Below are 25,555 nucleotides of genomic sequence, written 5' to 3'. Positions count from 1 at the left end.
CCTCCCCTTGCGCGCGGTCGTTCTTCCTCGGCCGATGGACGTACTGTGAATCCGTAAACAACGAAGTAGTCGACAGGATGACCAGGATGACAGCGCTCGAACCGACCTACGGCGATGCAAAGGAACACCGCACGGTGTCCCGCGTCACGCGGATCCTTGAACTAGCGGCCTGCAATGATCGCGGTGTGCGACTCTCCGAAATCTCGGCAGAACTCGACGCCCCCCACTCATCCGTTCATGCTCTGGTCAAGGGATTGGTTGCGAATGGGTACCTACGGGACGATGGCGGCAACTACGTCATCGGCCCCGCCGTCCGGGCTCTGCTCGGCGCACGCCCCAACCTCGAGCGAGCCGCTCGAGCCGGCATGGAGAGACTGCACACGGAGTTCGATGAAACCGTCACCCTAGTCTCGCTGATCGGGGAATCGGTCGTATACACCGATGCCATCGAATCAACCCAACCGATTCGGTACAGCCCCACGCTCCGCGTCCGCAGACCGCTCTATCCCACCAGCGCCGGAAAGTGCTTCCTTGCCCACATGGGTGAGCGGTCTCGCGAGAACTACATAGCCGCTCATTTCGCCGATGAAGCGAAACGTCAGCAGGTTCGCGACGAATTGCGCGCGGTCACCGAACAAGGTGGTGCGATCAACCGAGCAGAGACACTTCCCGACCTCTACGCCGTGTCCGCCCCGATCTTCGATTTCGGACAGGTCGTAGCGGCTCTCACCATCGCCGGTCCCAGCAGTCGATTCGTCGGTCGCCTCGACGGCCTTTTGGTGGCAACGAAAGACACGGCAAAGATGATCTCAGCCCAACTCCAACAGGGCTAGGCACCACGTCAAGCAACGTAGGATCGGCAAGACATCCAGCGCTCAGGTGACGTGGTCGAGAGAAGGTGACGGACCACCACACCGCTGAGATCGCCAAAGTCCGACCCTGACCGACGATCTACGTACCGCTTGTCTTACTCCCGCGACGTGTCGCGGCCGGATCTAGTGGAGGTGGGGCCTCACCGGACCGTTGTCCCACTGATCGGATTCACGACGCGTTTCGATCAACGCCAGCAACTCGAACGCAAGCCTGAGTTCGAAGCGGGTGTCCGCGTTCTTGGCATCGATCCCGAAACGTTCGGCCATCTTTCCCAGGCGGTATTTCAACGTCGTCTTGCCGATGAACAGTGCTTCCGCAGTGCGGTCGTAGTGCCCGTCGGCAAGGACGAACGCCAACAGCGTGGGGAGCAGTTGCGCCGCACGGCCGGCGTCATGGTCCATCACCGGACGTAGCTGCGCCAGCACCATCCGCTCCGTCTGCGCCACGTCGGTCGCATCGAGCAGAAAGCGCAACGGACCGAGTTCGTCGTACACCACGGCGTCGACGTCCAGCCGCTGTGAGCGGTAGCCACCGCGCAGTGCGAGCTTGACACACGCGGTTGCAGAAACATGAGATTCGCACGGGGACCGATCCCGACGACGGGCTCGAAACCTTCGTCGCGCAGCCCCGCGTGAACGACGCGCACCACTCGATCGACAGTGTCGTCCCTGCCACCGGGAACAGCCACGACGAGAGTGCCTGCGCGGCTGGTGAGCAGAAGTCCGCCGATCCCGTGGCGTCTGACAATCGACGATGCTACGCCCGCGATGTCGGTCGAACTCCGGCCGCGCGCGCCGAACACCACGACCCGGCAGTCCTCGGTGACATCGACACCGAGGCGGGCCGCTCGCCGCCGAATGCCCGGCGTGATCTCGTGATCCAGGATGTCTCCCAGCAGATCGGCCGACACGCGGTCCTCGATCTCCCACTGGGAGCGAAGCTTGACCGATTCCAGGGCCAGTACCGTGGTGCCGTGCTCGATCGCCTGCAGTCGATACGAACTCGGGTTCCCCGGCCCGTACACAGTCAGCGATCCGACAACCTCCTCGCCGGCGCGGATCGGATACGTCGTCGCATCCGACGATCGCGCGTCACCGATCACGACGGAGTCGACGCCCGCAACGGTGGATTCGACGGTCAACGGGACGTCCAGCAGGTCCGCGAGAATCTCTGCGATTCCGGCAATTCCGACGCCCTGAGCGCTGGCGCCGGTCAACCGGCGGTGAACGTCCAACGATTGCGCAAGTGCGAGGTTTCGAGTCGCCGACCTGCTGGCCGCAGCCCCGGATGCTGAGGTCCGCGAGATGTGCGACCACCAGATCCCGGAACATACCGAGCTCATGGAATGGATCCGCACCACACCCGACCACTGGGACGGCGACGAGTTCCGCCGAGTACTCGCCGGACTCGAAAACTCGTCTTCCGACCTCTGCCCCCGGGATGCGCGCACGAATACCTCGCCCACATTGCCACCGCAAGCGGCCAACTCTATGACCGCATCGTCTCCCGCCTCGGCGACACAGACGCCGCAATCGTGACCGCACTCGCCAACGCCACCCAGAACCAGGTTCGTACTGGCGACGCCGTACTCGCAGACATCGTTCGGATACTCCGTCACCCGGAGCTCCACGAGGAATACGGTCTGCAGTAACTCTCGCCAGACTGCAGCGGGCATCCGTTCGGAGTCGCCCAACCACGAGGATTCGCAAGCCCGCGGATCGATAGCTCTTGCGGCCGTTCGTCGATAGATCCCGACATTACTGCCGATTGTCCGGCATGGGAGCCGTGCCACGAGATGGAGGTGCCGCTTGTCCGTGTCTATCCATCATGTTGGCAGCGACGACACACGGGCTACCTCTTCAGGTTGACCTCTTCCCCGCGCTCCCTACGACCCATTGTGAGCGCCGGGTTTCGGATGTGGTGGACGGCAGGCGACTACCAGTGACGACGAACTCTTCCCATCCGCCGAGAGGTGTTGTCGATGTCAAATCCATTGAGATTTACTCGGAGCCGGTTGACGTTCACATAGGCGTAGTAGAGTCGCGGAACGAGCATGACGTACAGCAACGCGATGTAGGCACTGATACCACCGGCTGCGTACGCAGCGACTCCCGAGAGACTGACCTCATCGGGTCTGCTCGTCACCATTCCGACCACGATGATCACCGCAGCGAAGACGCACGCGATTGTCGCGGCCATGAGGTGGCTGAGCTTTCATCGAGTGCATCTTTGTCGCTGTCACGGGACGTGTCGTCGTCATCGAACCACTCGGTAAGCTTCAACAGCAGCGATGACAGCTGAGCGAAGATTGTCAGGCTCGCTCCCGACAGCAATGAGACAGCCGTCAGTAGTACGCCGGGAAACGACAGCTCGACGTCTTTCCACGCCATCAGTCCGATGACGAGGAGCGGAACACGACGACACCGCGTGCTCCCCAGTCCGGCACAGGTCCCGTATCGGTGTCCTTGGGCACACCCTTCCAGTGACCGATGAAGACCGGGGCAAAAATTGAACCGGTCTCTGCATACCCGGAACCTGCGCCCCAAATAGGCTGAGGCCAAGGTGAAATGGCGGCGCAAGACCCTCGCACCACCTGCCATGACCACATCCACACTGAGCAGTCGTCCGCACCGCCCACGCGATAGTCACCGGAGAGCCGGATGATCGGGAAACCATCACGTCCGGTTCGGCGGGAGGCCGCGCGGAAAAGGATCTGCCTCACCAGGCACCTCGCCCCGCAGCCGCCTCATCTGCCTGGCCCACCGGCTATCGACGTATGACCATCCGCTACGTTCGCCGCGGCGAACACTTCGCCGGCTTCCTTCACCTCGCCGCCGCACTCACCTGCTTCAAGAAACTTCCCACATGAGACACGCTCTGAAGCGCATACATGCTGCCGGATCGATTCCAACTTGCGCTTACCGCTGACCGTCGACGAGGCGATGGGGGTCGTCGACCCGGCGCGCTAACGTGCATGTGGTCGTTATCCAGGGCCGATGGGTGCAGGTCGCGGATGCAGTGGGACGATCGGTCGATGGCCGCCGCGTCGAAGCCGGTGGGCGCCCTTTCGTCGGTCGGCCTCGGTCAGGCCGCCCCAGACTCCATACGGTTCACCCGCCGCCAGTGCGGTATCTCGGCACTGATCGAGCACGAGGCAGGACTGACAGATGTTCCGGGCCTGCCTTTCGCGCCGGGTACGGTTACGACCGCGCTCCCCTTCGGGCGAGAAGAACACCGATACGTCGACGCCGCGACACGCGGCACGTTGCCGCCAGTCCGTCTCCTCGGTGGTGAAGTGTCCATCGGTCAGTGGGGCGTCTCCGGGGGTTAGCACCGCGATTCCTTTACGTGATCGAACCTTGCGGGTGTCGGCGGGTTTCTGAATTTGTGTCATCGAATTATGTTCGGCAAGAATGTCTTTAGCAGCATTTTGCGACGCTGGGGTAGTTGCGGCGCCGCCGTCGTGGCCGGGGATACCGACACCAAAGATCAAACGAACCGATCCGACGGGACTTCGGCGCAGCGCGTCGGTGGTCCCATAGCTGGCATACGACAGTTCCATGAGGGTGGCAGAAAATCAGGTCATCCCTGAAAGGGCGGGGCCCTGTCAACCCCTGTCCGACCTGCTGTTTTGCTCGTTGTCGGCCTCCGTGCGGGCAACGCTGGGTGAGGGCCCCTTCGGTCAGGACGGAGCGCCCGCAGCGCCAGTGAGGACGAACGGTCTTGACCGTGGCCCGGCCCGGCGCAGACTGGTCACGGCTCGCGGAAACGATGAATTCGGTTGTGGGAGTAGACGGTCTCCAATGTGATGCGGGTGGTTTGGGACAGGCCGGGTTTCCTCGGCTGTCGGTCATCCCTTCGCCCGGCGGTGCGGGCATGGAGCGGTGCGCTGGCAATACGCGGGGTCATTCAGATCGGCGACCATGCCGTTGACACGGGGGTCAGACCTGATTGCGGCCGCGCGCGTGTTGCGTCCGGGGTGCTCACGCCGCCGCCGTGTGGTGGGCCAGCGCGCGGATCTGTCCGTCACGCAGCCCGTAGTAGACGAGGGTGAGCAGTTTGCGGGCCGCGGCGACCTTGGCGATGTTCCTGCCGCGGCGGGCCTCGATGCGTTTGCGGTCGACCGAGATCTTCGTGCCGGCCGGTTGCCGCTGGATGGCCTCTACCGCCGCCCAGCGCACCGGTTTGGAGCTCTGCTTGGTGATGTGCCCGCGGCGCACGACGGTGTCGGACTCGCGGTGCTTGGGCGTCAGGCCTGCCCACGAACACAGGTGACTGGGGGCGGTGAACCGGTGCACGTCACCGATCTCCGCGACGAAGACGGCACCGAGGGTGGGGCCGACCCCGGGCAGCTCCTGAATCGCCCGATAACCAGGATGGCCACGCAGCTCGGCGGCGATCCGGTCGAAGAATCGTCCCTCGTGCGCGTCGAGGACGTCGATCAGCTCGAGCAGCGACATCACCCGCTGCGCGTACGCGACACCGAGCGGCACCTGCGTCAGACGCTCACGCCCCTCGACGCCGAACAGGTCCGACACCGGGATCAACACCCCGGCCTTGGCGAGCACCGAGTGCACCTGGGCCTTCAGTCCCGACCGCAACGCGACGAGCTTGGCTCTGTAGCGCACCAGTTCCCGCAGTTCCCGCGTCGCCGGCGGGGCAATCCAGGCTTCGGCCAACCGGTTCATCCGCAACAGATCCGCCAGATCCCGGGCGTCGCGTACATCCTTCTTCACCCACCGGTACCGGAATCCCCTGACACCCAATGGATGCGCAAGGTGCACCGCGGCACCGGCCGCCTGCAGCGTGTCGGCCGCCGAGTACCAGCCATAGGTTGCCTCGAGCACCACCTCCGGATGCTCTCCGGCCTTCTCGAGCTGCAGGGCGAGTGAAGCGGGGTCGTTGACGATTCGCGCCACCGCGAGTTGCTCACCGGAATCGGTTTGCCGGACGATCACCGAGCGTTGCCGATGTAGATCGATCCCGACGAACTGTTTTCCGTCATACTCACTCATAGGGGCCTCCTCCGACGCGTGTGGATATGACACCCCCAGCATTCGCCGGGAACCACGAGGAGCGGGAGACCCCGCCCCTTTCATCGCATCAGGAAGTCCTGTGCTCATGGCAGGCGACAGCACCGGGGTGTGATTCTGCCCAGGTACTTTCCATCGCCGTGCTGGTGGTCGAGGCGAGCTTCCGCGCTTCCGGAGCTCGGGTGGGAGCCCCTCACGGGCGCAAACTCGCAAAGGCCTTGAATCTGGCGTGAAGCTGCGGGTGCCGGTATTCGTGGCGCCGCTGGGGCGCCGACTGTTGACCTGGTCGGTGCTGGGATCGCTCATCGGTACACGACACCTGGCCCCTGTCCGGGACCAGGTGTCGTGCCGCGGCTGACCCGACACCCTGCTGCCCGCGGGTTGAACGTCGTCGGCTCGGTGTTCGCTGGTCAGTGCAGCGAGTGGGACTCGGAAAAATGGGTGCAAGGCACCCGAAGCCCACCAGCAGGTGTGCGTTGATCCAACATGGCCGGATAGCAGCGAGGGGCCGGCCCGGCACCCTCAGTGGTCAAGGACCAACGTCCGGCCGGAGTGTCGGATTGGCAGCAACCTACTCGAGCTTGTAGTCCTTGAGAAGGGAACGCCCGATGATCATCTTCTGAATGTCGCTGGTGCCCTCGCCGATGAGCATGAACTTGACCTCGCGCATCAGCCGCTCGATCTCGTATTCCTTGGAGTAGCCGTAGCCGCCGTGGATGCGGAAGGAATCCTCCACGACCTCGTTGGCGTACTCGGATGCGAGCATCTTGGCCATGCCGGCCTCGACGTCCATCCGGCGACCGGTGTCCTTGAGCCGGGCGGCGCGGACCATCATCGTGTGGATGGTCTCCACCTTGGTGGCCATCTCCGCGATCCGGAACAGGATCGCCTGGTGCTCGGCGATGATCTTCCCGAAGGTCTTGCGTTGCTGGGCGTAGGCGATCGCGAGCTCGAAGCCGCGGATCGCCAGGCCACAGGCGCGGGCGGCGACGTTGACCCGGCCGACCTCGACGCCGTCCATCATCTGGGAGAAGCCCTTGCCCGGCTGCCCACCCAGGATCTGCTCGGCACCGATCTGGTGACCATCGAGGATGAGCTCGGTGGTCTCGACGCCCTTGTAGCCCATCTTTTCGAGCTTGCCCGGCACGGTCACGCCCTTGGCGGTCTCACCGAAGCCGGCTTCCTTTTCAACGAGGAACGTCGTCATGTTCTTGTACACCGACTCCGCGCCTTCGTCGGTCTTGGTCAGCAGTGCGACCAACGTCGAGGAGGCACCGTTGGTCAGCCACATCTTCTGCCCGGTAATCGCGTAGGAGCCGTCCTCCTGTTTGACCGCCTTCGTGGAGACCGCAGATACGTCCGAGCCGAGCGCGGGCTCCGACATCGAGAACGCGCCCCGCACCTCGCCGGTGGCCATGCGGGGCAGGTACTTCTGCTTCTGCTCCTCGGTACCGTGCTGCATCAGCAGATATGCCACGATGAAGTGCGTGTTGATGACGCCCGAGACGCTCATCCAGCCGCGCGCGATCTCCTCGACCACCAGTGCATAGGTCAGTAGCGACTCGCCCAGACCGCCGTACGCCTCGGGAATGGTGAGACCGAAGACGCCCAACTCCTTGAGCCCGTCCACGATCTCCTGTGGATAGGTGTCGGAGTGCTCGAGCTCTTGGGCCACCGGGATGACCTTTTTCTCCACGAACTGACGAACGGCCTTGAGGATCTCCACCTGGTCCTCGGAGAGGCCTTCGGTCTCGCACAACCGGGTCATCCCTTGAACCCCTTAACCATCTGCTTGGCGATGATCAGCTTCTGGATCTCGCTGGTGCCCTCGTAGAGACGGAAGAGCCGGCAGTCGCGGTAGAAGCGCTCGACGGCGACCTCTCGCATGTAGCCCATGCCGCCATGAATCTGGACGGCGCGATCGGCCACCCGTCCGACCATCTCAGTGCAGAACAACTTGGCGCTGGAGGGTGAGATGAGCCGGTCGCTGCCGTTGTCGTAGGCCCGGGCGGCGTCGAGCACGAGCGCCCGGCCGGCCTGCGCCTCGGCCTGGCTCTCCGCGAGCATCGCCTGGACGAGCTGGAAGTCAGCCAGCTTCTGGCCACCCTGAGAGTTGGTGGTTGCGTGCTGCAGGCTCTCGTCGATCAGGCGGAAGGCCATGCCGGTCGCCATCGCAGCGACGTGAATACGACCCTTGACCAGGGACCGCATGGCCGTACCGAATCCCTCGCCCTCGACCTCGCCGACGAGGTTTTCAGCGGGCACGCGCACGTTGTCGAAGAAAAGCTCCGAGGTGGCGGTGCCGCGCTGCCCCATCTTCGCGTCCTTAGGTCCGATAGTGACGCCCTGCGTGTCGGTGGGGACGATGAAGACGGAGATCCCCTTGGTGCCGCTCGTAGCGTTGTCGGTCCGCGCGAACACCATGAGCAGCTGAGCGGTGGCCGCGTTGGTGATGAAGCGCTTCTGACCGGTAATGAGGTAATCGTCGCCGTCGCGGACGGCCCGTGTGCGCAGTCCGCTGGGGTCCGAGCCCGCCTCGGCCTCTGTCAGCGCGAAGGACGCGACCAGCTGCCCGCTGGCCAGTCCCGGTAGGAAGCGCTTCTTCTGGGACTCGGTTCCGGCGTTGACCAGCACCTGCCCTGCGATGCCGTTGTTGGTGCCGAACATCGACCGGAAAGCCGGCGTCGTCCAACCGAACTCGATGGCCAGCAACGCGTCCTCGTAGGCCGAGAAGCCCATGCCTCCGTACTCTTCGGGCAGGGCATAACCGAAGAGCCCCATCGCCGCTGCCGTGGCACGGATCCCGTCGGGGATTCGGTCAGACGTCTCGATCTCGTCCTCGGCGGCCACGACGTCCTTGCGAACGAAGGCGCGAACAGCATCGAGAACGCCACTTAATTCTTCTGGTTCCACTGGAATCTCCTGGTTGTTGCTGGGGTGTGCGGCCGCGCCGCACGGTCGACGTCGGCGAAGCGGACGGATCAGGTGACGACCGCTGTAATGGTCTCCGCGACACAGACCGGCTTCTCCGCACCATCACTCCGGACGATGTGCCGCACCGTCAGCTTCGCCAGCGGCCCTTGACGGTCCAGCGCTACGAAGCTCGACGCGACCGTGAGAGTCGAGTTCACCAGGGCTGGCGCCGGGAACCGGACCGTCCGGCTTCCGTAGTTCAACCGGGCGGACCCCACGTCGAGCTGGTACACGTCGGCTGCCAGAGCGGGGATGAGCGAGAGCACCAGGTAGCCGTGAGCTATTGGGGCACCGAAGGGTCCCGTCCTGGCCCGGTCGACATCGACATGGATCCACTGCTCGTCTCCGGTGAGGCGGGCGAAGGCGTCGATGTCGTCCTGGGTGAGGGTGTGCGGTCGCGACGAGCCCAGGGGCTCGTCGAGCGCGGACACGATCTCGTCGACGCTGCTGAACACCCGAGGAGTCATGAGGCGACCCTCTCCAGCACCAGCGCCATCCCTTGGCCGCCGCCGATGCAGAGCGTCACCAGCGCATACCGGCCCGATCGCCGGTCGAGCTCGCGCGCGGCAGCCCCGATCAGACGAGCGCCCGTCGCACCGACCGGATGCCCGAGGGAGATGCCGGATCCGTTGGGGTTCACACGCTCCATGTCATCGGCTCCAAAGCCCCACTCCTGCACGACCGCCAACACCTGCGCTGCGAACGCCTCATTCACCTCGATCACGTCCAGGTCGGCCAGGTGCAGGCCGGCGCGCGCCAGCGCGCGCTCGGTGGCGGGGACCGGGCCGATTCCCATCAGCCGCGGCTCGACACCCGAGACGGCGGCCGACACGACACGGGCCAGCGGGCGCAGACCGAGCTCGTGGGACCGGTCGAGCGTGGTGACCAGACACAGAGCCGCGGCGTCGTTCTGCCCACTCGAGTTGCCGGCCGTGACCGTCGCGTCCGGGATGCTGGCGCGCAGCATCGGCTTGAGGGTGGCTAGCCGCTCGAGACTGGTGTCCTCACGAGGGTGCTCGTCGGTCGTCACCACCACGTCGCCGGCTCGACCCGGCACGCGGACCGGGACGATTTCCTGGTCGAAGATCCCGTCGTTCTGCGCGCGCACCGCCCGCGCGTGGGACTCGACCGCGAGACGATCCTGAGCCTCACGACTGATTCCGTAGCGGTCGCGGACGTTCTCAGCGGTTTCGACCATCCCGCCGGGAACGGGGTAGTGCTGTCCTCCGGCCGTGGTCCGCGCCCGCACGAGGGAGTCGTGCATTGTCACTCCCGTGCGATGGGCTCCCCAGCGGATGTCGGTGGAGTAGAAGGGCACATTGCTCATGCTCTCGGTCCCGCCGGCCACCACCAGATCCGCGATGCCGGTGGCCACCGACGCTGCCGCACTCAGAACCGCCTGCAGGCCCGAGCCGCAGCGTCGGTCGATCTGCTGGCCGGGGACCGTGACAGGCAGACCGGCGTCGAGCGCGACCACACGCCCGATCGCCGGGGCCTCCGCATTCGGGTTGCAGTTACCGAGGACGACGTCGTCCACGGCATCGACCGGGATCCCGGAGCGGGCCACGAGCTCCCGGAGCACCGTGGCACCGAGTTCGGCAGCCGTCACGCCGGCGAGCGAACCCCCGTATCGGCCGATGGGAGTACGCAATGGCTCACAGATGACGACGCTACGCATCCTGCTTTCCTTCTACTTCCAGGGTCGAGAATGTGACTTCCGACCGTTTGTCCTGCAGCCGGTAGGCAAAAAAGTTGACGTCCCTGCGGATCACATGAATCGTCCGCCCGTCACCTCAGCGACGGTCCCGGTCATGTAGGACGACATCGACGAGGCATAGAAGAGTGCGACGGACGCGATTTCGCTCGGCTCCCCGGCCCGCTTCATCGGGATCTCGGACATCTTCTGGTCCCAGGCGTGGGCCGGCATGGCCTCGGTCATGGCGGAGCGGATCAGGCCCGGCTGAATCGCGTTGACGCGCACTCCGTGGTGAGCCATCTCCTTGGCCGCCGCCTTCGTCAACCCCACGATGCCGGCCTTTGCGGCCGAGTAGTTGGTCTGCCCGACCATGCCCACCTTGCCCGACAACGAGGAGATGTTGATGATGGACCCGGACTTTGCCTCCCGCATGTGCGCCGCGGCCAGTCGTGTGCCGTTCCAGCAGCCCTTGAGATGCACCGCGATCACCTGGTCGAATTGCTCCTCGGTCATCGTTCGCATCGTCGCGTCACGCGTGATACCAGCGTTGTTGACGACGATGTCCAGCTGCCCGTGCCGATCGAGGGCTAGGTCGATCGCGTTCTGGACCTGGGCCGCGTCGACCACGTCACAGCCCGCGGCGGACGCGCGCGCACCGATGTCGAGGCTCTTCGCCGCGACTTCAGCGGCCGCTTCGTCGATGTCGGTGATTACCACCGAGGCACCATTGGACGCGAACAGCTCTGCGATGGCCAGGCCGATACCCTGCGCTGCGCCGGTAATCAGCGCGGTCTTGGAGTGGAGAAGGTTATTCATGAGACACCTGCTTGTGGGAGTTGGATTTCTTGCCGTGCGGTGGCGTGGACGGCCGAGGCGCGGAGCATGACTGGACTATTGCCCATCTATTGACCGACGACTGTGACCTGCTGGGTCTGCGCGGACGGAACCTGGTCGGACCAGGCGATCTTCTGTGCACTCGGCATCGGGCCGAGGTGTGTCGGCTCGACCTGGTCGGGGTACGAGCAGAGCTAGCCGGCGAACCGGGCGTCGGCGCCTACCCCGCACCGCCCGTTACTCGATCGGGTTCTCGCGATGGGCGCCAGCCACCACCGTCCAGCCATTCCGGACGTCACGAGGGCTGTCCCCACCGTCATCGGACCGCCACCTCGATCGGTTCCGAACGCTGCTGCGCGGCCCACTCCCGGATCAGGTGACTACTGGCGCCGAGCTGCGGCGGCGGCAACTTGTAGGACGGCGCGATGGTCGAGTAGTCGATCGGATGCCTCACCGTCGGCACGGAACGGCCATTGTGCTCGGTCTCGACCACCGGATCGAGTCCGAGGCGCTGTGCCATCGCCACGCCTCCCCCGATGTCGTTGATGGGGGCACACGGCAGTCCGGCGCCGGTCAAGATGTCGAACCACTCCTCCGCCGTATGCGCGGCGAGCGCCTCCACCAGCAGCGCGCGCAGCTCGACCCGATTACTGTTGCGGTTGCTCGGAGTATCGAAGCGCGGATCCTCGGCGAGCTCCGGCAGCTGGACCGCCTTGGCCAGCGACCGGAATTGGCCGTTGTTACCGGCGACGACGATGAGGGAGCCCTCGGCGGTGGGCAGCGGCGAGTACGGGAAGATGCTGGGGTGTTCGTTGCCCATCCTGGTGGGCACGACCCCGCCTGCGACATAGGCCTCGGTCTGGTTCGTCAGGCCCGACAGCGCAGACATCATCAGGTTGACCTCGACGTGCTGCCCCTCGCCCGACGCGGTGCGGTGCGCGAGCGCCGCGAGAATGCCGATGGCGGCATGCAACCCGGTCATCACGTCGAAGACCGCGACTCCGACTCGCTGCGGATCGCCTTCGGCTTCGCCTGTGATGCTCATGAGTCCCGCTGCCCCCTGCACCAACAGGTCGTAGCCGAGCAGGTGCGCTCCCTGCTTCGTCCCGAAACCGGTGATCGAATTGTAGAGAATCGTGGGGTTCGTCCTCCGGACCGATTCGTAGTCGAGCTCGAACTTCTCGAGGCCCCCATGCTTGAAGTTCTGCACGAAGACGTCGGCCACGGCCGCGAGTTCCTGCGCAATCGCGAGGTCGCCGGGATCGAGCAAGTCGAGCACCACCGAGTGCTTGTTTCTGTTGGCACTGAGGAAGTAGGTCGCCTCGTCGCCCCGATAGGGCGGGGCGAACGCTCGCGTGTCGTCCCCGGACGCCGACTCGATCTTCACGACCGTCGCGCCCAGATCGGCCAACAGCATCGTGCAATAGGGTCCAGCGAGGATCCTGCTGAAGTCGACGACGAGGATGCCGTCGAGCGGCCCTGTCCCCGCCGAAGGGACGTCGAGAATCTGCAGGATGCGCTCCTTGGCTTCCACGTGGCTCTCCTTTGATGTTGCGGCTCGGTCCACGACATTGCCACGCGGATTCAAGCATCTCCAATACTTAATAAAGAATGCACTCATGCTCAGGTGTCATAATTGAGGAATGGACCTGTCTGATATCCGCGCCTTCCTCGCAGTCGCCGAGGAACTTCACTTCACGCGTGCCGCGGAGCGTCTCCACATGGGACAACCGCCCCTGAGCCGGACCATCAAGGAGCTCGAACGCGAGCTCGGGTGTCAGCTCTTCGACCGGAGCACCCGGTCGGTCACACTCACGCCGCAGGGGCACGCATTCTTTCAGCCGGCCAAGAAAGTGGTGGAGGCCTTCTACGACGCCAGGTCCGCGGTCACGGACATCGGTCCCGGATCGATTGGCCGGGTTCGGATCGGCTTCTCCGGCGCCTCGACGTACCGCATGATCGGGCAACTGGCCCGCACCGTGAACGCCGAGTACCCCGGCATCGAGCTGGTGCTGGACAGCTCCACCTACGCCGATCAAGGCCTCAAGAAGGTGCTCAACGGATCGCTCGACTTGGGTATCGTCCGTTGGTTGGCCCCACCCCAGGGAGTGGCGTCTCGCGTCATTTCCAAGGAGGAACTAGTGATGGCGTTGCCCGCTCACCACCGCCTGGCGCACGAGTCCGAGATCGACCTCCGAGACCTGACGGACGAACCATTCCTGACCCTACCGGCGGACTCGGGATCGATCGTGCGCGAGAGCTTCGTGCGTGCCACACAGGCCGCGGGCTACGCACCTCGAATCGTCCAGGAGGCGCCAGATTCCTGGACCCTGATGGCCCTGGTCGCGGCGGGTGTCGGATGCAACCTAACGGTCTCGACTATCTTCGACAATCTCGTCACCCCCGGCGTGGTCTGCCGCCCTCTCAAACAAAGGATCAAGCCCTTGGAAGTGCGGCTCGCCTGGTTGAAGAGCAACCGAAACAGCGCGCTGAGGCAGGTCGTCAAGCTGTCAGTACGCGCGCTACCCGGGCCAGCCTCGGACGAGGACGAGAAGTCACCCCAGAACGGCTGATCCGGCGGTTTGTCCCGGAGCGCGTCGGGGAGCACCGCCCGGTCAGAGCTGCGAGGGCAGGTCGTCGATCAAGACCAGGTATTGAGAGGCGATCGAGAGCGTGATCGGCCCGTTGACCTCGCTCGCGGCCTTGGCCGCCAGCCAGTCGGGATCGGCGAGAAATGCCTTCCACTGGGTCTCCGGATCGTGTTCGTGCCGCAGGAGGTAGACGAGCACGTCGGGGTCATCGTTCGGATGCCAGTAGCCGACACTGTGCATACCGTGCCGCGCGAACAACGCGAGGGTGTGGTCGCGGAAGCGACGCAGGAGATCGGGCATGCGGCCGGGAGCGGCCCGGTAGGTGCGCAGTTCGTACACGGTGTTCCGTTCGGTCGTAGGTCCAGGTGGGTCAGTGCAGGCGGGCTGCGATGAGTTTGGACTCGAGGAACTCGTAGATGGCCTCATGACCGCCTTCGCGTCCCATGCCGGACGCCTTCACGCCACCGAAGGGTCCCGATGGGTCCGTGTAGAGGGCCCGATTGATGGCGACCATACCTGCCTCCACCTCGTCGGCGACCTGCAGCGCCCGTCCTAGGTCGCCACTGAACACGTAGGCCGACAGACCGTGGTCGACCGCGTTCGCGAAGTCTGTGGCCGCCCGATCGTCCGCTACTCGGTATGCGACAGCGATGGGTGCGAACAGTTCCTCTCCTGCCAACTCGCATTCCACGCCGACTCCGGTGATCACGGTTGGTTCCATGAAGTGTCCTGGACGCTCGAGAGCTGAACCGCCATAAAGGACTTCGCCTCCTGCGGCGACGAACTGGCGGATGATGGACACCGCTCGGTCGCGCTGTGCCGACGAGATGAGAGGTCCCATGGTCGTCCCTTTTTCGAACGGCGACCCGGGGGCGAGGTTGGAGGCGGCCTTGACGAACTTTTCGAGGAACTCGTCGGCGATGGAGTCCTGAAGGATGAGGCGGTTTGCCCCGATACAGACCTGACCTGCATTGCGGAACTTTGCGATCATCGTCTGTTCCACAGCCAAGTCGAGGTCGGCGTCATCGAGCACGATCAGGGGCCCGTTGCCGCCAAGCTCCATCTGCGATCCCTGCACGTGCGTCGCCGCTTGCCGCATGAGGATGGAGCCCACCCGGGTCGAGCCCGTGAAACTGACCTTCCTCAGACGCGCGTCCGCCATCAACGCCTCCGAGATGTCGGCGTCCCGGGTCGTAGGAAGGAACCCGATGACACCAGCCGGCAGCCCCGCCTCCACGAAACAGCGGACGAGCACCGCCGAGGTCAGCGGCGTCAATCCCGCGGGTTTGACGAGAGCGGTGCAGCCCGCCGCAAGTGCTGCGGCCAGCTTCCGTGCCGCGACGAGCAGCGGAAAGTTCCACGGCGAGATGAGGAGGCAGGGTCCGACCGGTCGGTATACGGTCTGCATGTCCCACTCGCCATTGAGCGAGCGGGCGAGATGGCCCGGCGTGTGACCGATCTGATCCACGTACCACCGGATATAGGCCACGGACGCGCCGACTTCGCCATGCGCCTCAGGCAGTGGTTTCCCGGCTTCGAGGGCCATCGTCGCAGCGAGTTCTGCGCCTGCTGCCTCGACGTTGTCGGCCGCCTGACGCAGGAGCCGCTGTCGTGGCCCCGCCGCGAGCGCCCCCCACGCCTTCTGTGCGTCCACGGCGTGGTCGAGCGCAGTCAGGGCATCGGCGACCGACGCGTCGGCCATCGTAGCCACCGCTTGACCGCTCGAGGGATCGTCGACCACGAAGGTCTGGGTGTCCTCAGCTTGGGTCCACTCACCGTTAATCAACAACTCCAACGGCCCGTCGTAGCGCTGGGTCCTCGCTGACTGGCCGGCACTGGCTGCTTTGTCACTCATCGGATAGTTCCTCGGGTCGGGGCGAACAACGATCGGGGAGGGCAGCGCTGTGCCCCGCCCACATGGTCGAGTGTGGGGCGGGCGGTCGTGGTGGCCGCCGATCACCCGCCCGATCACTCCGGCGGATTACTGCCCGCCCAGAATCCACCTCGCCGCGGCGGCGATCTGATCGTCGGCCTTCGCCGACCGGCCTGCAGCCAGGACGAACACGTGCTGCTGACCCTCGACCGTGACCAGCGTCGCGTCGACACCCGCGTTCGTGGCCCGCTCGACCAGACGCGTCGCGTCGGCGAATAGCACCTCGGTTGTGGACACGACGACATAGGTGCGCGGCAGTCCGGCGAGGTCAGCGTGCAACGCGTTGACGAGTGGGTTGTCGCCCTTGACCTCGTCGCCGAGATACAACGAGGTCATCAATTGGAGGATGGGCTTCGAGACGATGGCGTCAGTCGCTGCGTTGCGGTCGAGTGTGTCGCCCGTGTGCAGCTGGTCCACGAAGGGGGCGAAGAGCAGGAGCGAGGCGGGCAGCGCGAGGCCGTCGTCCCGCGCCTGCAGGGTTGTAGCGATGGCGAGGTTCCCACCGGCGGAGTCACCGCTGATGGTGAGCGCTGACGGCTCGACGCCCTCGACGTCGAGCAGCGCACGATAGACCGCCAGCGCGTCGTTCGTGGGCCCCGGGAACGGTGACTCAGGTGCGCGGCGGTAGTCGACCAGTACCACGCGCCCGCCCACCGCTTTCGCGAGGTGACCGGCGAATTTCCGGTGACTCGCGGCCGACCCGGCCAAGAATCCTCCACCGTGCAGGTGCATCACGACCGGGCGGCCCGCGCCTGCATCGGCGATCGCCGTCAGGGTCTCGACACCGCCGAGCTCCTTCTGCTCGAAAGTGACGTCTGTGGGCTCCCGGCCCGCGGACTGCCACTCGTCGAACATGTCGCGAAGCTCCGGCATCCCCATCTCCGGGTTCGCGGCCAGTCGCTCGGACCATCCGACGTACAGGTCACGGAGCTCGTCCTCGTTCTGATCACTCACGGCTCTTTCATCCTCTCGGGGTGCTACTGACGTATCGTCGGCCGGACGATACGTAACGTCGGGCTGGCACCAGCCGCGGTGGCGGCTGGGCATCATCGCGCGGCAGTCGATGCCGCTGGGCCGGGCGAGTCTGACCGCAGCTCGCCCGGCCCCTTCGTACGATCAGGCGATCTCGAAGGTGGCGTAGCCCTCGGCCTGCTCCTCCGCGAACTTCGCCCGGTAGGCCGGAAGCCCCGCGGGGTAGTTCAGCATCTGCATCCGCTTGCCCGGGATGTTGGCGCCCATGTACCACGACTCGGCCTTTGCGAACAGCGTGGTGTCCAGCACCTCGGCGATGTGGTCGCTCCAAGCGCCGTCGGCCTCCTCGGTCGACTCGATCCGCGTGTGACCGTTGCTCAACAAATGGTCCAGGAGTCCGACGATCATCTCGCCCTGGATCTCGGCGGACGTCGGGCCGATGGCGAAGCCGGACGGGCTTTGCGGACCGTAGACGAACAGCATGTTCGGGAACCCGGCGGTCGCAATTCCCAGATGGGCATCGACGCCGTTCGCCCACTTGTCGCGTAGGAGCGTGCCGTCCTCGCCGCGGATGTCGATCGCCGTGAGGCCGCCCGTGACGGAGTCGAAGCCGGTGGCCAGGACGATCAAGTCGAACTCGCGTTCGACGCCGTCGTTCGTGCGGATCCCACGCTCGGTGATCGACGCGATCGGCGTCTCCTTCAGGTCGACCAGGTGCACGTTGTCATTGTTGAACAGGTCGTAGAAGTTCTGTTCCAGCGACGGGCGCTTGACACCGAACGGGTGCGGCTGCACGGTCGGGGCGAGCTTCTCGGCCAGCGCCGGGTCGTTGATGCGCGCCCGGACCTTGTCCCTCCAGAAGGCGTAGGCGTAGTCATTGGACTCCTGGACGAACAGCGTGTCCTGGAAGGGTCCGAGCCAGAATCGGAAACCGCCGCCCTGCCACAGTTCCTCGTAGAGCTTGTTGCGTTCCTCCTCCGTCACGTCCACCGCGTTGGCGGGGGCGAAGTCGAAGTCGAGTCCGGCGAAGGTCTCGCCCCGCCGAGCGAGCCGCTCGTCCAGTCCTTCCTTGATGAACTTCTGCTCATCAGGGGTCAGGGTGCGCTGGCCCATCGGGAGGGCCAAGTTCGGCGTGCGTTGGAAGAGCGTGACCTCCGCAGCGTCGCGGCCAGCCTCTTGGAACACCTGGATACCACTGGCGCCGGTGCCGAGCACCGCGACGCGCTTGCCGGTCATGTCGACGCCTTCCTGTGGCCAGAGCGCGGTGTGGTGCGCCGCGCCTTGGAAGCTGTTTAGACCCGCCAGCGGCGGGGTGTACGGCTTCGAGGCAAAGCCCAGGCATGGTACGAAAAAGCGGCAGTGGACGGTGCTGCCATCGGAAGAGTGGACGACCCATTTCTTGGCCGCGCTGTCGTACTCAGCCGAGTTCACGCGCGTGTTGAAGCGGATGTCCTTGCTGAGGTCCAGCTTCTTGTCGATGTAGTGGAAATATGCGCGTACCTCGTCCCACGCGGGGTAGAGCTCGCGGTACTCCCACTCCTGCGACAGATCAGGGCGCGAGAACTGGTACAGCGATCCCTCGGTGTCGACGCGCGCGCCGGGATAGCAGTTCCAGTACCAGATACCGCCGAGTTCCGAGCCGGCCTCGAAGACCTTGACGGAGTAGCCGAGGCTGCGGAGCCGGTCGAGCTGGTACAGACCAGCGAAACCGCCTCCCACGACGAGGACGTCGAGTTCCTCGACAACTTCAGAGTTCGTGCTCATAACGATGTGCTCCTCTTTCTGGTGGAAAGCCTGGTGCCGCGCTTCGTGGCGGAAGCCCCGGCGTAGAAGGCCCCGGGCTCGTCTCCCTGTGACCGGAGGGCTGCGCAACGGCCGACGTCGAAGCGCGTGTGATCAAACGGATCACCCTCATTGACAACGCGACGTAAACGAACGATTCCCAGATTCTCAACGTGTCCTTGCTGTGTGCACCATCACAATGCCAGGACTGGTCTATGACGTCCAATACTTAGTCCCTCTAACTCTCATTCCCAAATGGAATGAGTTTCGCGACGCAGGAATCGCGCCGCATTCGTTCGCGTACAGGACTTTCCGGTCAAAAGGAAGCGGCGTCCACGGGCGACGATCGTGGACGCCGCTTCACTCGGTCCTCTGACAGACTGATTCCATCTCAGAGCGCCTCTGCCAAATATTGGCCGGTTGAATGCTCGAGACTGTCCTGCGTTGCGTGCCAACAAGATTTCCGATGCCCTGTGGGCTGCGATCGAATCCGCCCTTCCTTCTCCGGCGGGACGGAGGGACACCCGCGGAACGATCATCGGTTGACGCTGGAGAGAATCGTCTGGCGATTCCGTACCGGGTCTCCGTGGAACGATCTATCCGAATACTTCGTTGCGCGGCAGTCGATCTGGGAGCGTCACCGCCGCTGCTCGGACGACGGTACCTATAGGCGGATGTTCGCTGCGGCGCGGGCGGCCGCCCCCCGAAGGAGAAGGTAAGTTCGAACGCCTGCCGTCGCTTCGATCGACCCCCCGACCACGCACTCGGCCGCTCCCGGGTGGGCTGAGCACCAAGATCCACGCTCTCACCGACACGTTCTGTTGACGCTGCTGCTCTCACCGGGACAGGCGTGACAACCCCTACCCGGCGCCGCTGCTCGCGCACCGCGCTCGAGACACCGAAGGGTTTCCGACTGCTGGCGGACAAGGCGTACTCGCACCCGAATACCCGAAAGCACCTGCGGGAAAACAGAATCTCGCACACCATTCCCGAACGCAGTGACTAGATCCGGAGCTGCAACGCCAAGGGTCCGGACAGGGTCGACCGCGGGCATTCGACCACCTAGCCTCCAGAAGCATGTGGTGGGCCATGTTCGGAAGATTCAGCAGCTCAGCACTGCTTAACCAGGTCGGCTCCCTTTTCACCGATCATGACCACGGCGGCATTGATGTTGCCCGACACGATCGTCGGCATCACGGAAGCATCGATGACGCGGAGCTTGTCGACACCTCGAACACGGAGCTGTGGGTCCACCACGGCCATGTTGTCCGTACCCATTCGAGCCGTTCCGGAGAAGTGGAATCCGGTGTCGGCGGTGTCCTTGATGTAGTCGAGCAGGCTCCTGTCGCTGTCTCCCGCCGGGCCAGGTGCGATCTCCTGGACATTGAGTTCCCTGGGCATGGCCTTCGCGATGCGGCCGGCCAGTTTCATTCCGGCGAGGATCGTGCGGACATCCTCCTCCTCCGCGAGATGGTTGAACACGAACGATGGGCTGACCCGTGGATCCGAAGACGTGATCCATGCTCGCCCGCGGCTGAGCGGACGGTTCTGGTACATACCGAGCCGGAACCCCGAGAAATCGGCGAGGTCCCATCCCTGGTCGTCGGGCATGAAGGGCAGAAAGTGCAGCTGGAGGTCAGGCGCCTCGACAGTCGGATTCGTCTTGATGTAGGCGCCTGCCAGTGATGCGCCGATCGCGAGCGGCCCTGTGCGGCCGCCCAGAAAGAACTTCGCTCCTGCGATCGCCTGAGTGAGTGGGTTCCCGACCTTCGAGTTGAGTGTGTATTCACTCGTCGTGGTGTACTTCCGGCCAACCTGTACGTGGTCCATGAGGTTCTCGCCAACACCAGGCAGTGCGTGTACCACGTCGATACCCAGGTGTTGGAGGTGGTCTCCTGGCCCGATGCCAGAGACCTGAAGCAGTTGCGGTGTCTGGAGGGCACCGGCGCTGAGAATGATCTCCCGGTGGGCGCGGACGTGATGAATTCGTCCACCGTGTTCGTACGCCACCCCGACCGCCGACTTGCCCTCGAATTCGATCTTCGTCACAAGCGCCTCCGGGAGCACGTGCAGATTGCGGCGCTTGCGATTCGGAGCCAGATAGTCGAGTGAGGTCGACGATCGACGTCCCTTCCACGCGGCAAGGTCCCAGTAACCCGCGCCTTCGATGTCCGGCGCGTTGAAATCGTCGTTGCGTCGGGACCCCAACGCTTCTGCTGCCGCATCGATGAACGCGTCGGCGAGGGGATTCTTCCATCGCGCCAGTTCGATCCCGAGGGGGCCGCTTCCACCGTGGAAGCGACTCTCGCCGCGGTGATCCCGCTCGGATTTCTTGAAATACGGCAGTACGTCGTTATAGCTCCAACCGGTGGCACCCTGCTCTTGCCAGGTGTCGTAATCGAGCGGGGTACCCCGAACATGGACCAGCCCGTTGATGGCGCTCGACCCGCCCACCAGCTTGCCGTGCGGCAGGGCGTAAGATTTTCCGTTCAGGTGCGGTTCGGGATCGGTCTTGTGGTCGTACCACATGTACTTCTCGTTGAAGAGTATCTTCGCGAATCCCAGTGGTATTCGTGACCAGATGCTGCGGTCCCGTGGTCCGGCCTCGAGGAGGAGGACCGAAGTGCGCGGGTCCTCGGACAGTCGGGTCGCAACGATAGCGCCCGCAGAGCCCGCGCCGACAACGATGTAGTCGTAATGCGTGGATGTGCTTGACACAGCACAGCCTCCTTCGTGAATCGTCGAGAATCAGTCGTGCAGTTTGATCACCCCGGCCGGGCATGCTGCCGCGGCTCGGCGGACGGCGTCGACTTGCTCGGGTCCGGGGTTGTCCTCGATCACCACCACGACGCCGTCCTCGTCTCGCTGATCGAATACGTCGAATGCTTCCATGACGCACGCTCCGGCAGCGACGCACTTTTCTTCGTGAATCTTGATTTTCACTTTCGGCTCCTTCTTTGTTGTTTCAGCGTCCGGCTCAGTTCGTGGGGACGCACTTGAGCTGTCTGCGGTAAGGAATGAGCTGCTTGGCCGCGTTCTTACCCACTACGGCCTCCATCACTCCGTCACGAGTGAGGACGGCGACTATCCGGTTGGCCGCCGAGTCGTCGACGATGACTTCGAGGTCGGCGTCGGACCGGATGTGCCCGTATGCCTGCCACTTCGCCTCGTACTGGTCGGACCAGAAGAAGGGCAGATCGATGTCCGGGATGTCGGTTTCGGAGATTTGCGCCGCGACGATGTCGGCCTGTTCGCCGGCGCTGAGTCGGTGCTCGACCCTGACGTTCGCCCCGATTCTCGGGTGGAACCAGTTCGCGACGTCGCCGACGGCGAAAACCCTTTCTGCGGCGCGGCCTCTCTCGTCGCAGACCACCCCGTTGTCCACAACCAGGTCGCTGCCACTCAACCATTCGGTGTTCGGAATCGTTCCGATGCCGACCACGGCAACATCCGCGGCAACGTCGGAACCGTCTTCGAGTGTCACCGATCGCAGAGCGCCCTCAGGAGTGTTGTTCCAGCGGCTCACGCTTGTTCCGAAATGGAACCGCACTCCCCGTGCCTCATGGTCTTGTTGTATGCGGTCCGCCAGTTCCGATGGAAACTTACCGAGCAGGGGGCGTCCTGCCGGCTCGACGACGTGGACGATACATCCTCGCTTCACTGCTGTAGCAGCGACTTCCAGCCCGATGAAGCCCGCACCCAGGACCACGACGTGACATCCTGATCGCAGCCGTTCACGCAATGCGAGCGCATCATCGTAGGTCCTCAAGCTAAACGCATCACCAACGCGGTCGGTGGCTGCCAGCTGACGTGCGCGGACACCGGTTGCGACGATCAGATGGTCGTAGTCGGTTTCGCTGCCGTTCTCCAGAGCTACGACCTGACGTTTGCGGTCGAGTCCGACGGCCCGGACTCCGCGAAGCAGATTTATGTCGAGGCGTTCGACATCCGCTTCGGTGAGCAATTGAACGAACTCGAACCCCTCCTCGCCGAGCAGGAGTTGCTTCGACAGCGGCGGGCGATCATAGGCGAGTTGGGTCTCGTCGCCGATCATCTGGATCGTGCCGCGGTATCCGCGTTTGCGAAGCGATTCGGCAGCCGCTGAGCCGGCGGCTGACGCTCCGACGATGACCACTGTCCTGTTCTGAGTTTCCTTGGTCATGACCGGGCCTCGTCGGTATCCCATGCGACCAGAACCGACCGGGGGCCGCGCATCAATACTTCCTCACGCCAGTCGTCCGACGGATCGATCGCCCACAACCGCGGGAAACGGTCGAAGATCGCGGAAATGGCGACCTGCAGTTCCATCCGCGCCAGTTGACTTCCGGGGCAGCCGTGCGGGCCGAACCCGAACCGCAGGTGCGGAGTCTCGTCTCGGTCGATCTTCAGGTCGAGTGGATCGGTGTAAACGCGTTCGTCGAAGTTCGCCGGATGAACCGTCGGGTGGATGCCGTCGCCCTTGTTGACGGTGACGCCCCCGATCTCGACGTCCTCGTACGCGATGCGCACGCGGGTACCGGTACCTGCGGGAATGACGCGCAGAAACTCCTCGATGGCGCGCGGCAATTTGTCCCTGTTGTCGCGAAGATAGGCGTAGAGGTCGGGATCGTGGACCAGCCAGTAGAGGATGCCGCCGAGAATCGATGCGGTGGCGTCGTGTCCGGCCGTCAGGAGTGCAAATCCCGCTCCCTCCAGCTCTTCTTCGGTCCATTTCCCGGCGGCGGCGTCCGTGACGATCGCGCTGAGCAGATCATCCTGCGGATCGTCGCGCTTCTGCTTCGCGAGTCGGCCGAAGTAGCTGCTGACCTCGGCGATCTTCTTGTTGGCCTCCTCTTCGGTGGCGACGCGACCGTTCATCATGTCCAGCGCCGCGTCGAGGAAGTAGTCTTTGTCGTCCGGCGGAATTCCGATCAGGTGACTGATCACCGCCAGCGGGATCTGCTCGGAATAGTGCGCGACGATGTCCACACCCGGCCCCTGCGACTCGAACTCCTGAATGTAGTCCTGCACGATCTGCTCGGTGTGCGGCTTCATGGCCAGGACCCGTTTGACAGACAGGTGCCTTGTGAGCACTCGCCGCTTGGCGACGTGTTCCGGGCCGTCCATATGGATGAACGAGATCGGGAAAGGTTCCTTGTGGCCCTCGCTGTGACGCATGCGGGGGTAATTGTTTCCGCGATGCGCTGCGACCCCGAATCGGGGGTCCTCGAAGACCTGTCGCGCTTCCTGGTGGCCGACAGCGACCCAGGCGCGGCCTTCACCGAACGGCATTACGGCGGGAAGGACGGGACCGACCGAGTGCCGGAGCGCACGAAGTTCGCGTTCGAGTTGCGGGCCCTTGACCAAGTCCTGCCGGGCCTGCATCTCGTACGGCAGTGCAGCGGTCCCGGAATCGATACGGGTGTTCATTTCAGCTGTTTTCCTTAACTGTTTGCGTGCGTTCCACTGACATCGCCTCGACCGAATTCGTGTGTGTCCGACGGGTTGCATTGTCGATCCGTATTGCGATGGTCCCGGCGAGCAGCAGTAGAGCGGCCATCGCGTAGTAGGTGACATCCTGGGTCCCGGTCACGTCGGTGATGAAACCGGTGAGATAGGGGCCCGCGAATCCGCCGATACTTCCGATGCTGTTGACCATCGCGGTCGCTGCTGCGGCGGCGACACCGGCCGCGACGACCCTGGGGACCAGCGCGAAGACCGTGGGCGCGATGGCCGATAGTCCGAATGCGGCGATCGACAGCGTCGCGATGAGTGCGTACGGGTTGTCGACGAGCGCAGCTCCCAGGGCACCGACCGCACCGACCGTTCCGGATAGCAGGGTGACAGCTCCTGGACGGCCCGTCCGGTCCGCTAGCGAGGCCAGTACGAGTGCGCCGACGACGGCACAAATCCACGGTATCGAAGTGAGGACCGCCTTCGCCGGCGTGGACAGGTCTGTCCCGAGCTTGTTCTCGAAGCCTTCGACGATCGTCGGCAGGAAGAATGTCAGGCTGAACACTCCGAACGGGAGCGAGAAGAACGCGAGCGACAGCAGGAGGACGCGCGCATTCTTGATCGCGGCCAGTACCCCAGAGTTGTCGCCAGTCGGGTTGTCTTCTTCGGCTGCGATCGCGACGAGCAGGGTCGACTTCTCCCTGTCGTCGAGCCACCGGGCCTTCGACGGATTGTCGACGAGCAGTACCCATGCGGCGATACCGGCCAGGATGGCGGCGATGCCCGTGATGAGGATCATCGTGCGCCAGCCGGCCATGCCCGGAATGAGGTCCTGTGAGACGACCGCCAGCCAGGTCATCAGTGGGCCGCCGATGGCATTGGTGACGTACGGCACAAGCAGGAACAGCGAGAATGCCCACACCCGTCTGCTTTTCGGAATCCAATACATGAGGTAGACCAGGACGCCCGGTGCGAATCCCGCTTCTGCGACCCCGAGCAGGAATCGGGCAGCGATCAGCCATCCCGTAGACGGAACGAAGGCCATCAATGCTTGAACGATTCCCCAGGTGATGATGATTCGGGCGAGCCACATGCGGGCGCCGAATCGCTCGAGCGCGATGTTGCTAGGAACCTCCAGAAGGATGTAGCCGACGAAGAAAATTCCGGAGGCGAGTCCGAACGCGGTCGCGGTCATCTCCAGGTCGGCCGTCATCCCGTGCGGGCCTGCATAGCTGACAGCTATGCGATCGACGAACGAGACGAAGTACAGTAGTCCGATCAGCGGCATGACGCGCCACAGAACTTTGTTGACGATGGCCCGATCAGATTGCGGGCCTGCGGGTTTGATCATGGAATCTCCCGGAGAGGTGATTGGTGAGGGTGGTCCACCGAGCGACTGAACGTGGTGGCGCAATCTCGAAGGAGTTCAGTACCG

General features: G+C 64.2%; 23 protein-coding genes. 3 read left to right on the top strand and 20 right to left on the bottom strand.

Annotated features, from left to right (window positions below; genetic code table 11):
- The first annotated feature begins 86 nt into the window (after positions 1–86).
- On the top strand, positions 87–833 hold the full coding sequence (locus tag JWS13_RS31495) for an IclR family transcriptional regulator (protein ID WP_206009254.1): 747 nt from the start codon (positions 87–89) through the stop codon (positions 831–833).
- A 162-nt stretch (positions 834–995) separates the two neighbouring features.
- Here JWS13_RS31495 and JWS13_RS31490 read toward each other — a convergent pair whose 3' ends face one another.
- From JWS13_RS31490 to JWS13_RS31440, 11 genes are all read right to left on the bottom strand, one after another.
- Entirely contained in the window at positions 996–1,301 is a 306-nt protein-coding gene (locus tag JWS13_RS31490) for a helix-turn-helix domain-containing protein (protein ID WP_206009253.1), read from the bottom strand.
- Positions 1,274–2,215, bottom strand: a complete 942-nt coding sequence (locus tag JWS13_RS31485) for a CdaR family protein (protein ID WP_206009252.1) — start codon at positions 2,213–2,215, stop codon at positions 1,274–1,276. Before JWS13_RS31485 ends, JWS13_RS31490 begins: the two co-directional genes overlap by 28 nt.
- Positions 2,216–3,035: 820 nt before the next feature.
- Positions 3,036–3,263: a hypothetical protein gene (locus JWS13_RS31480; protein ID WP_206009251.1), complete on the bottom strand. Its 228-nt coding sequence runs from the start codon at positions 3,261–3,263 to the stop codon at positions 3,036–3,038.
- Positions 3,264–3,856: 593 nt separating this feature from the next.
- Positions 3,857–4,435, bottom strand: a complete 579-nt coding sequence (locus JWS13_RS46545; RefSeq protein WP_420855030.1) for a WhiB family transcriptional regulator — start codon at positions 4,433–4,435, stop codon at positions 3,857–3,859.
- A 421-nt stretch (positions 4,436–4,856) separates the two neighbouring features.
- Positions 4,857–5,888 carry an IS110 family RNA-guided transposase gene (locus JWS13_RS31470; RefSeq protein WP_206009250.1) on the bottom strand — a complete coding sequence of 344 codons (1,032 nt, stop codon included), beginning with the start codon at positions 5,886–5,888 and terminating at the stop codon, positions 4,857–4,859.
- Between the two features lie 589 nt (positions 5,889–6,477).
- On the bottom strand, positions 6,478–7,674 hold the full coding sequence (locus tag JWS13_RS31465; protein ID WP_206009249.1) for an acyl-CoA dehydrogenase family protein: 1,197 nt from the start codon (positions 7,672–7,674) through the stop codon (positions 6,478–6,480).
- Entirely contained in the window at positions 7,671–8,819 is a 1,149-nt protein-coding gene (locus tag JWS13_RS31460; protein WP_206009248.1) for an acyl-CoA dehydrogenase family protein, read from the bottom strand. The genes JWS13_RS31465 and JWS13_RS31460 overlap by 4 nt, the downstream gene beginning before the upstream one ends.
- 68 nt (positions 8,820–8,887) lie before the next feature.
- The gene (locus JWS13_RS31455) at positions 8,888–9,346 is read right to left on the bottom strand and encodes a MaoC family dehydratase (RefSeq protein WP_206009247.1); all 459 of its coding nucleotides are present in this window, start codon (positions 9,344–9,346) and stop codon (positions 8,888–8,890) included.
- Positions 9,343–10,557 (bottom strand): acetyl-CoA C-acetyltransferase, encoded by a 1,215-nt coding sequence (locus tag JWS13_RS31450; RefSeq protein ID WP_206009246.1) that lies wholly within the window; start codon positions 10,555–10,557, stop codon positions 9,343–9,345. Before JWS13_RS31450 ends, JWS13_RS31455 begins: the two co-directional genes overlap by 4 nt.
- Positions 10,558–10,647: 90 nt before the next feature.
- Entirely contained in the window at positions 10,648–11,391 is a 744-nt protein-coding gene (gene fabG, locus JWS13_RS31445) for a 3-oxoacyl-ACP reductase FabG (RefSeq protein ID WP_206009245.1), read from the bottom strand.
- 334 nt (positions 11,392–11,725) lie between these two features.
- On the bottom strand, positions 11,726–12,943 hold the full coding sequence (locus JWS13_RS31440; protein WP_241032419.1) for a CaiB/BaiF CoA transferase family protein: 1,218 nt from the start codon (positions 12,941–12,943) through the stop codon (positions 11,726–11,728).
- A 109-nt stretch (positions 12,944–13,052) separates the two neighbouring features.
- Here JWS13_RS31440 and JWS13_RS31435 point away from each other — a divergent pair, with 109 nt between their 5' ends.
- A complete protein-coding gene (locus JWS13_RS31435) occupies positions 13,053–13,982 on the top strand; it encodes a LysR substrate-binding domain-containing protein (protein ID WP_206009243.1) in 930 nt (309 codons plus the stop codon).
- A 42-nt stretch (positions 13,983–14,024) separates the two neighbouring features.
- On the opposite strand, the gene JWS13_RS31430 is transcribed toward JWS13_RS31435, so the two are convergent.
- The 4 genes from JWS13_RS31430 to JWS13_RS31415 all read right to left on the bottom strand — a co-directional run bounded on the left by JWS13_RS31430 (position 14,025) and on the right by JWS13_RS31415 (position 18,669).
- The gene (locus tag JWS13_RS31430; protein WP_241032418.1) at positions 14,025–14,339 is read right to left on the bottom strand and encodes an NIPSNAP family protein; all 315 of its coding nucleotides are present in this window, start codon (positions 14,337–14,339) and stop codon (positions 14,025–14,027) included.
- Between the two features lie 31 nt (positions 14,340–14,370).
- Complete coding sequence (locus tag JWS13_RS31425; RefSeq protein WP_206009241.1) at positions 14,371–15,972, bottom strand: aldehyde dehydrogenase family protein; 1,602 nt, start codon at positions 15,970–15,972, stop codon at positions 14,371–14,373.
- Positions 15,973–15,981: 9 nt separating this feature from the next.
- Positions 15,982–16,887, bottom strand: coding sequence for an alpha/beta hydrolase (locus tag JWS13_RS31420; protein ID WP_206009240.1), 906 nt, complete (start codon positions 16,885–16,887; stop codon positions 15,982–15,984).
- Between the two features lie 162 nt (positions 16,888–17,049).
- The gene (locus tag JWS13_RS31415; RefSeq protein ID WP_206011813.1) at positions 17,050–18,669 is read right to left on the bottom strand and encodes a flavin-containing monooxygenase; all 1,620 of its coding nucleotides are present in this window, start codon (positions 18,667–18,669) and stop codon (positions 17,050–17,052) included.
- Between the two features lie 278 nt (positions 18,670–18,947).
- On the opposite strand from JWS13_RS31415, the gene JWS13_RS46540 reads away from it, so the two are divergent.
- Positions 18,948–19,406 (top strand): transposase, encoded by a 459-nt coding sequence (locus JWS13_RS46540; RefSeq protein WP_420855029.1) that lies wholly within the window; start codon positions 18,948–18,950, stop codon positions 19,404–19,406.
- Positions 19,407–19,797: 391 nt separating this feature from the next.
- Here the strand turns inward: JWS13_RS46540 and JWS13_RS31405 are convergent, their stop codons facing one another.
- From JWS13_RS31405 to JWS13_RS31385, 5 genes are read right to left on the bottom strand one after another with little or no spacing between them, the layout of a single operon-like run.
- On the bottom strand, positions 19,798–21,405 hold the full coding sequence (locus JWS13_RS31405; protein WP_206009238.1) for a GMC family oxidoreductase: 1,608 nt from the start codon (positions 21,403–21,405) through the stop codon (positions 19,798–19,800).
- A 30-nt stretch (positions 21,406–21,435) separates the two neighbouring features.
- Positions 21,436–21,630, bottom strand: a complete 195-nt coding sequence (locus JWS13_RS31400; RefSeq protein WP_206009237.1) for a ferredoxin — start codon at positions 21,628–21,630, stop codon at positions 21,436–21,438.
- A 34-nt stretch (positions 21,631–21,664) separates the two neighbouring features.
- Positions 21,665–22,849: an NAD(P)/FAD-dependent oxidoreductase gene (locus JWS13_RS31395; RefSeq protein WP_206009236.1), complete on the bottom strand. Its 1,185-nt coding sequence runs from the start codon at positions 22,847–22,849 to the stop codon at positions 21,665–21,667.
- Positions 22,846–24,096, bottom strand: a complete 1,251-nt coding sequence (locus tag JWS13_RS31390; protein WP_206009235.1) for a cytochrome P450 — start codon at positions 24,094–24,096, stop codon at positions 22,846–22,848. Before JWS13_RS31390 ends, JWS13_RS31395 begins: the two co-directional genes overlap by 4 nt.
- A 1-nt stretch (position 24,097) precedes the next feature.
- On the bottom strand, positions 24,098–25,471 hold the full coding sequence (locus tag JWS13_RS31385; RefSeq protein WP_206009234.1) for an MFS transporter: 1,374 nt from the start codon (positions 25,469–25,471) through the stop codon (positions 24,098–24,100).
- Between the last annotated feature and the right edge of the window lie 84 nt (positions 25,472–25,555).

The sequence above is a fragment of the Rhodococcus pseudokoreensis genome, assembly GCF_017068395.1.
GTDB lineage: Bacteria > Actinomycetota > Actinomycetes > Mycobacteriales > Mycobacteriaceae > Rhodococcus_F > Rhodococcus_F pseudokoreensis.
This window is presented reverse-complemented; position numbering and strand designations above follow the sequence as displayed.

Excerpts from the sequence above, each read along its gene's own strand:
- JWS13_RS31495 (WP_206009254.1), top strand. The coding sequence starts at position 87 with ATGACAGCGCTCGAACCGACCTACGGCGATGCAAAGGAACACCGCACG.
- JWS13_RS31490 (WP_206009253.1), bottom strand. The coding sequence starts at position 1,301 with ATGGTGCTGGCGCAGCTACGTCCGGTGATGGACCATGACGCCGGCCGT.
- JWS13_RS31485 (WP_206009252.1), bottom strand. The coding sequence starts at position 2,215 with ATGAGCTCGGTATGTTCCGGGATCTGGTGGTCGCACATCTCGCGGACC.
- JWS13_RS31480 (WP_206009251.1), bottom strand. The coding sequence starts at position 3,263 with ATGGCGTGGAAAGACGTCGAGCTGTCGTTTCCCGGCGTACTACTGACG.
- JWS13_RS46545 (WP_420855030.1), bottom strand. The coding sequence starts at position 4,435 with ATGGAACTGTCGTATGCCAGCTATGGGACCACCGACGCGCTGCGCCGA.
- JWS13_RS31470 (WP_206009250.1), bottom strand. The coding sequence starts at position 5,888 with ATGAGTGAGTATGACGGAAAACAGTTCGTCGGGATCGATCTACATCGG.
- JWS13_RS31465 (WP_206009249.1), bottom strand. The coding sequence starts at position 7,674 with ATGACCCGGTTGTGCGAGACCGAAGGCCTCTCCGAGGACCAGGTGGAG.
- JWS13_RS31455 (WP_206009247.1), bottom strand. The coding sequence starts at position 9,346 with ATGACTCCTCGGGTGTTCAGCAGCGTCGACGAGATCGTGTCCGCGCTC.
- JWS13_RS31450 (WP_206009246.1), bottom strand. The coding sequence starts at position 10,557 with ATGCGTAGCGTCGTCATCTGTGAGCCATTGCGTACTCCCATCGGCCGA.
- fabG (WP_206009245.1), bottom strand. The coding sequence starts at position 11,391 with ATGAATAACCTTCTCCACTCCAAGACCGCGCTGATTACCGGCGCAGCG.
- JWS13_RS31435 (WP_206009243.1), top strand. The coding sequence starts at position 13,053 with ATGGACCTGTCTGATATCCGCGCCTTCCTCGCAGTCGCCGAGGAACTT.
- JWS13_RS31415 (WP_206011813.1), bottom strand. The coding sequence starts at position 18,669 with ATGAGCACGAACTCTGAAGTTGTCGAGGAACTCGACGTCCTCGTCGTG.
- JWS13_RS46540 (WP_420855029.1), top strand. The coding sequence starts at position 18,948 with ATGAGTTTCGCGACGCAGGAATCGCGCCGCATTCGTTCGCGTACAGGA.
- JWS13_RS31395 (WP_206009236.1), bottom strand. The coding sequence starts at position 22,849 with ATGACCAAGGAAACTCAGAACAGGACAGTGGTCATCGTCGGAGCGTCA.
- JWS13_RS31390 (WP_206009235.1), bottom strand. The coding sequence starts at position 24,096 with ATGAACACCCGTATCGATTCCGGGACCGCTGCACTGCCGTACGAGATG.
- JWS13_RS31385 (WP_206009234.1), bottom strand. The coding sequence starts at position 25,471 with ATGATCAAACCCGCAGGCCCGCAATCTGATCGGGCCATCGTCAACAAA.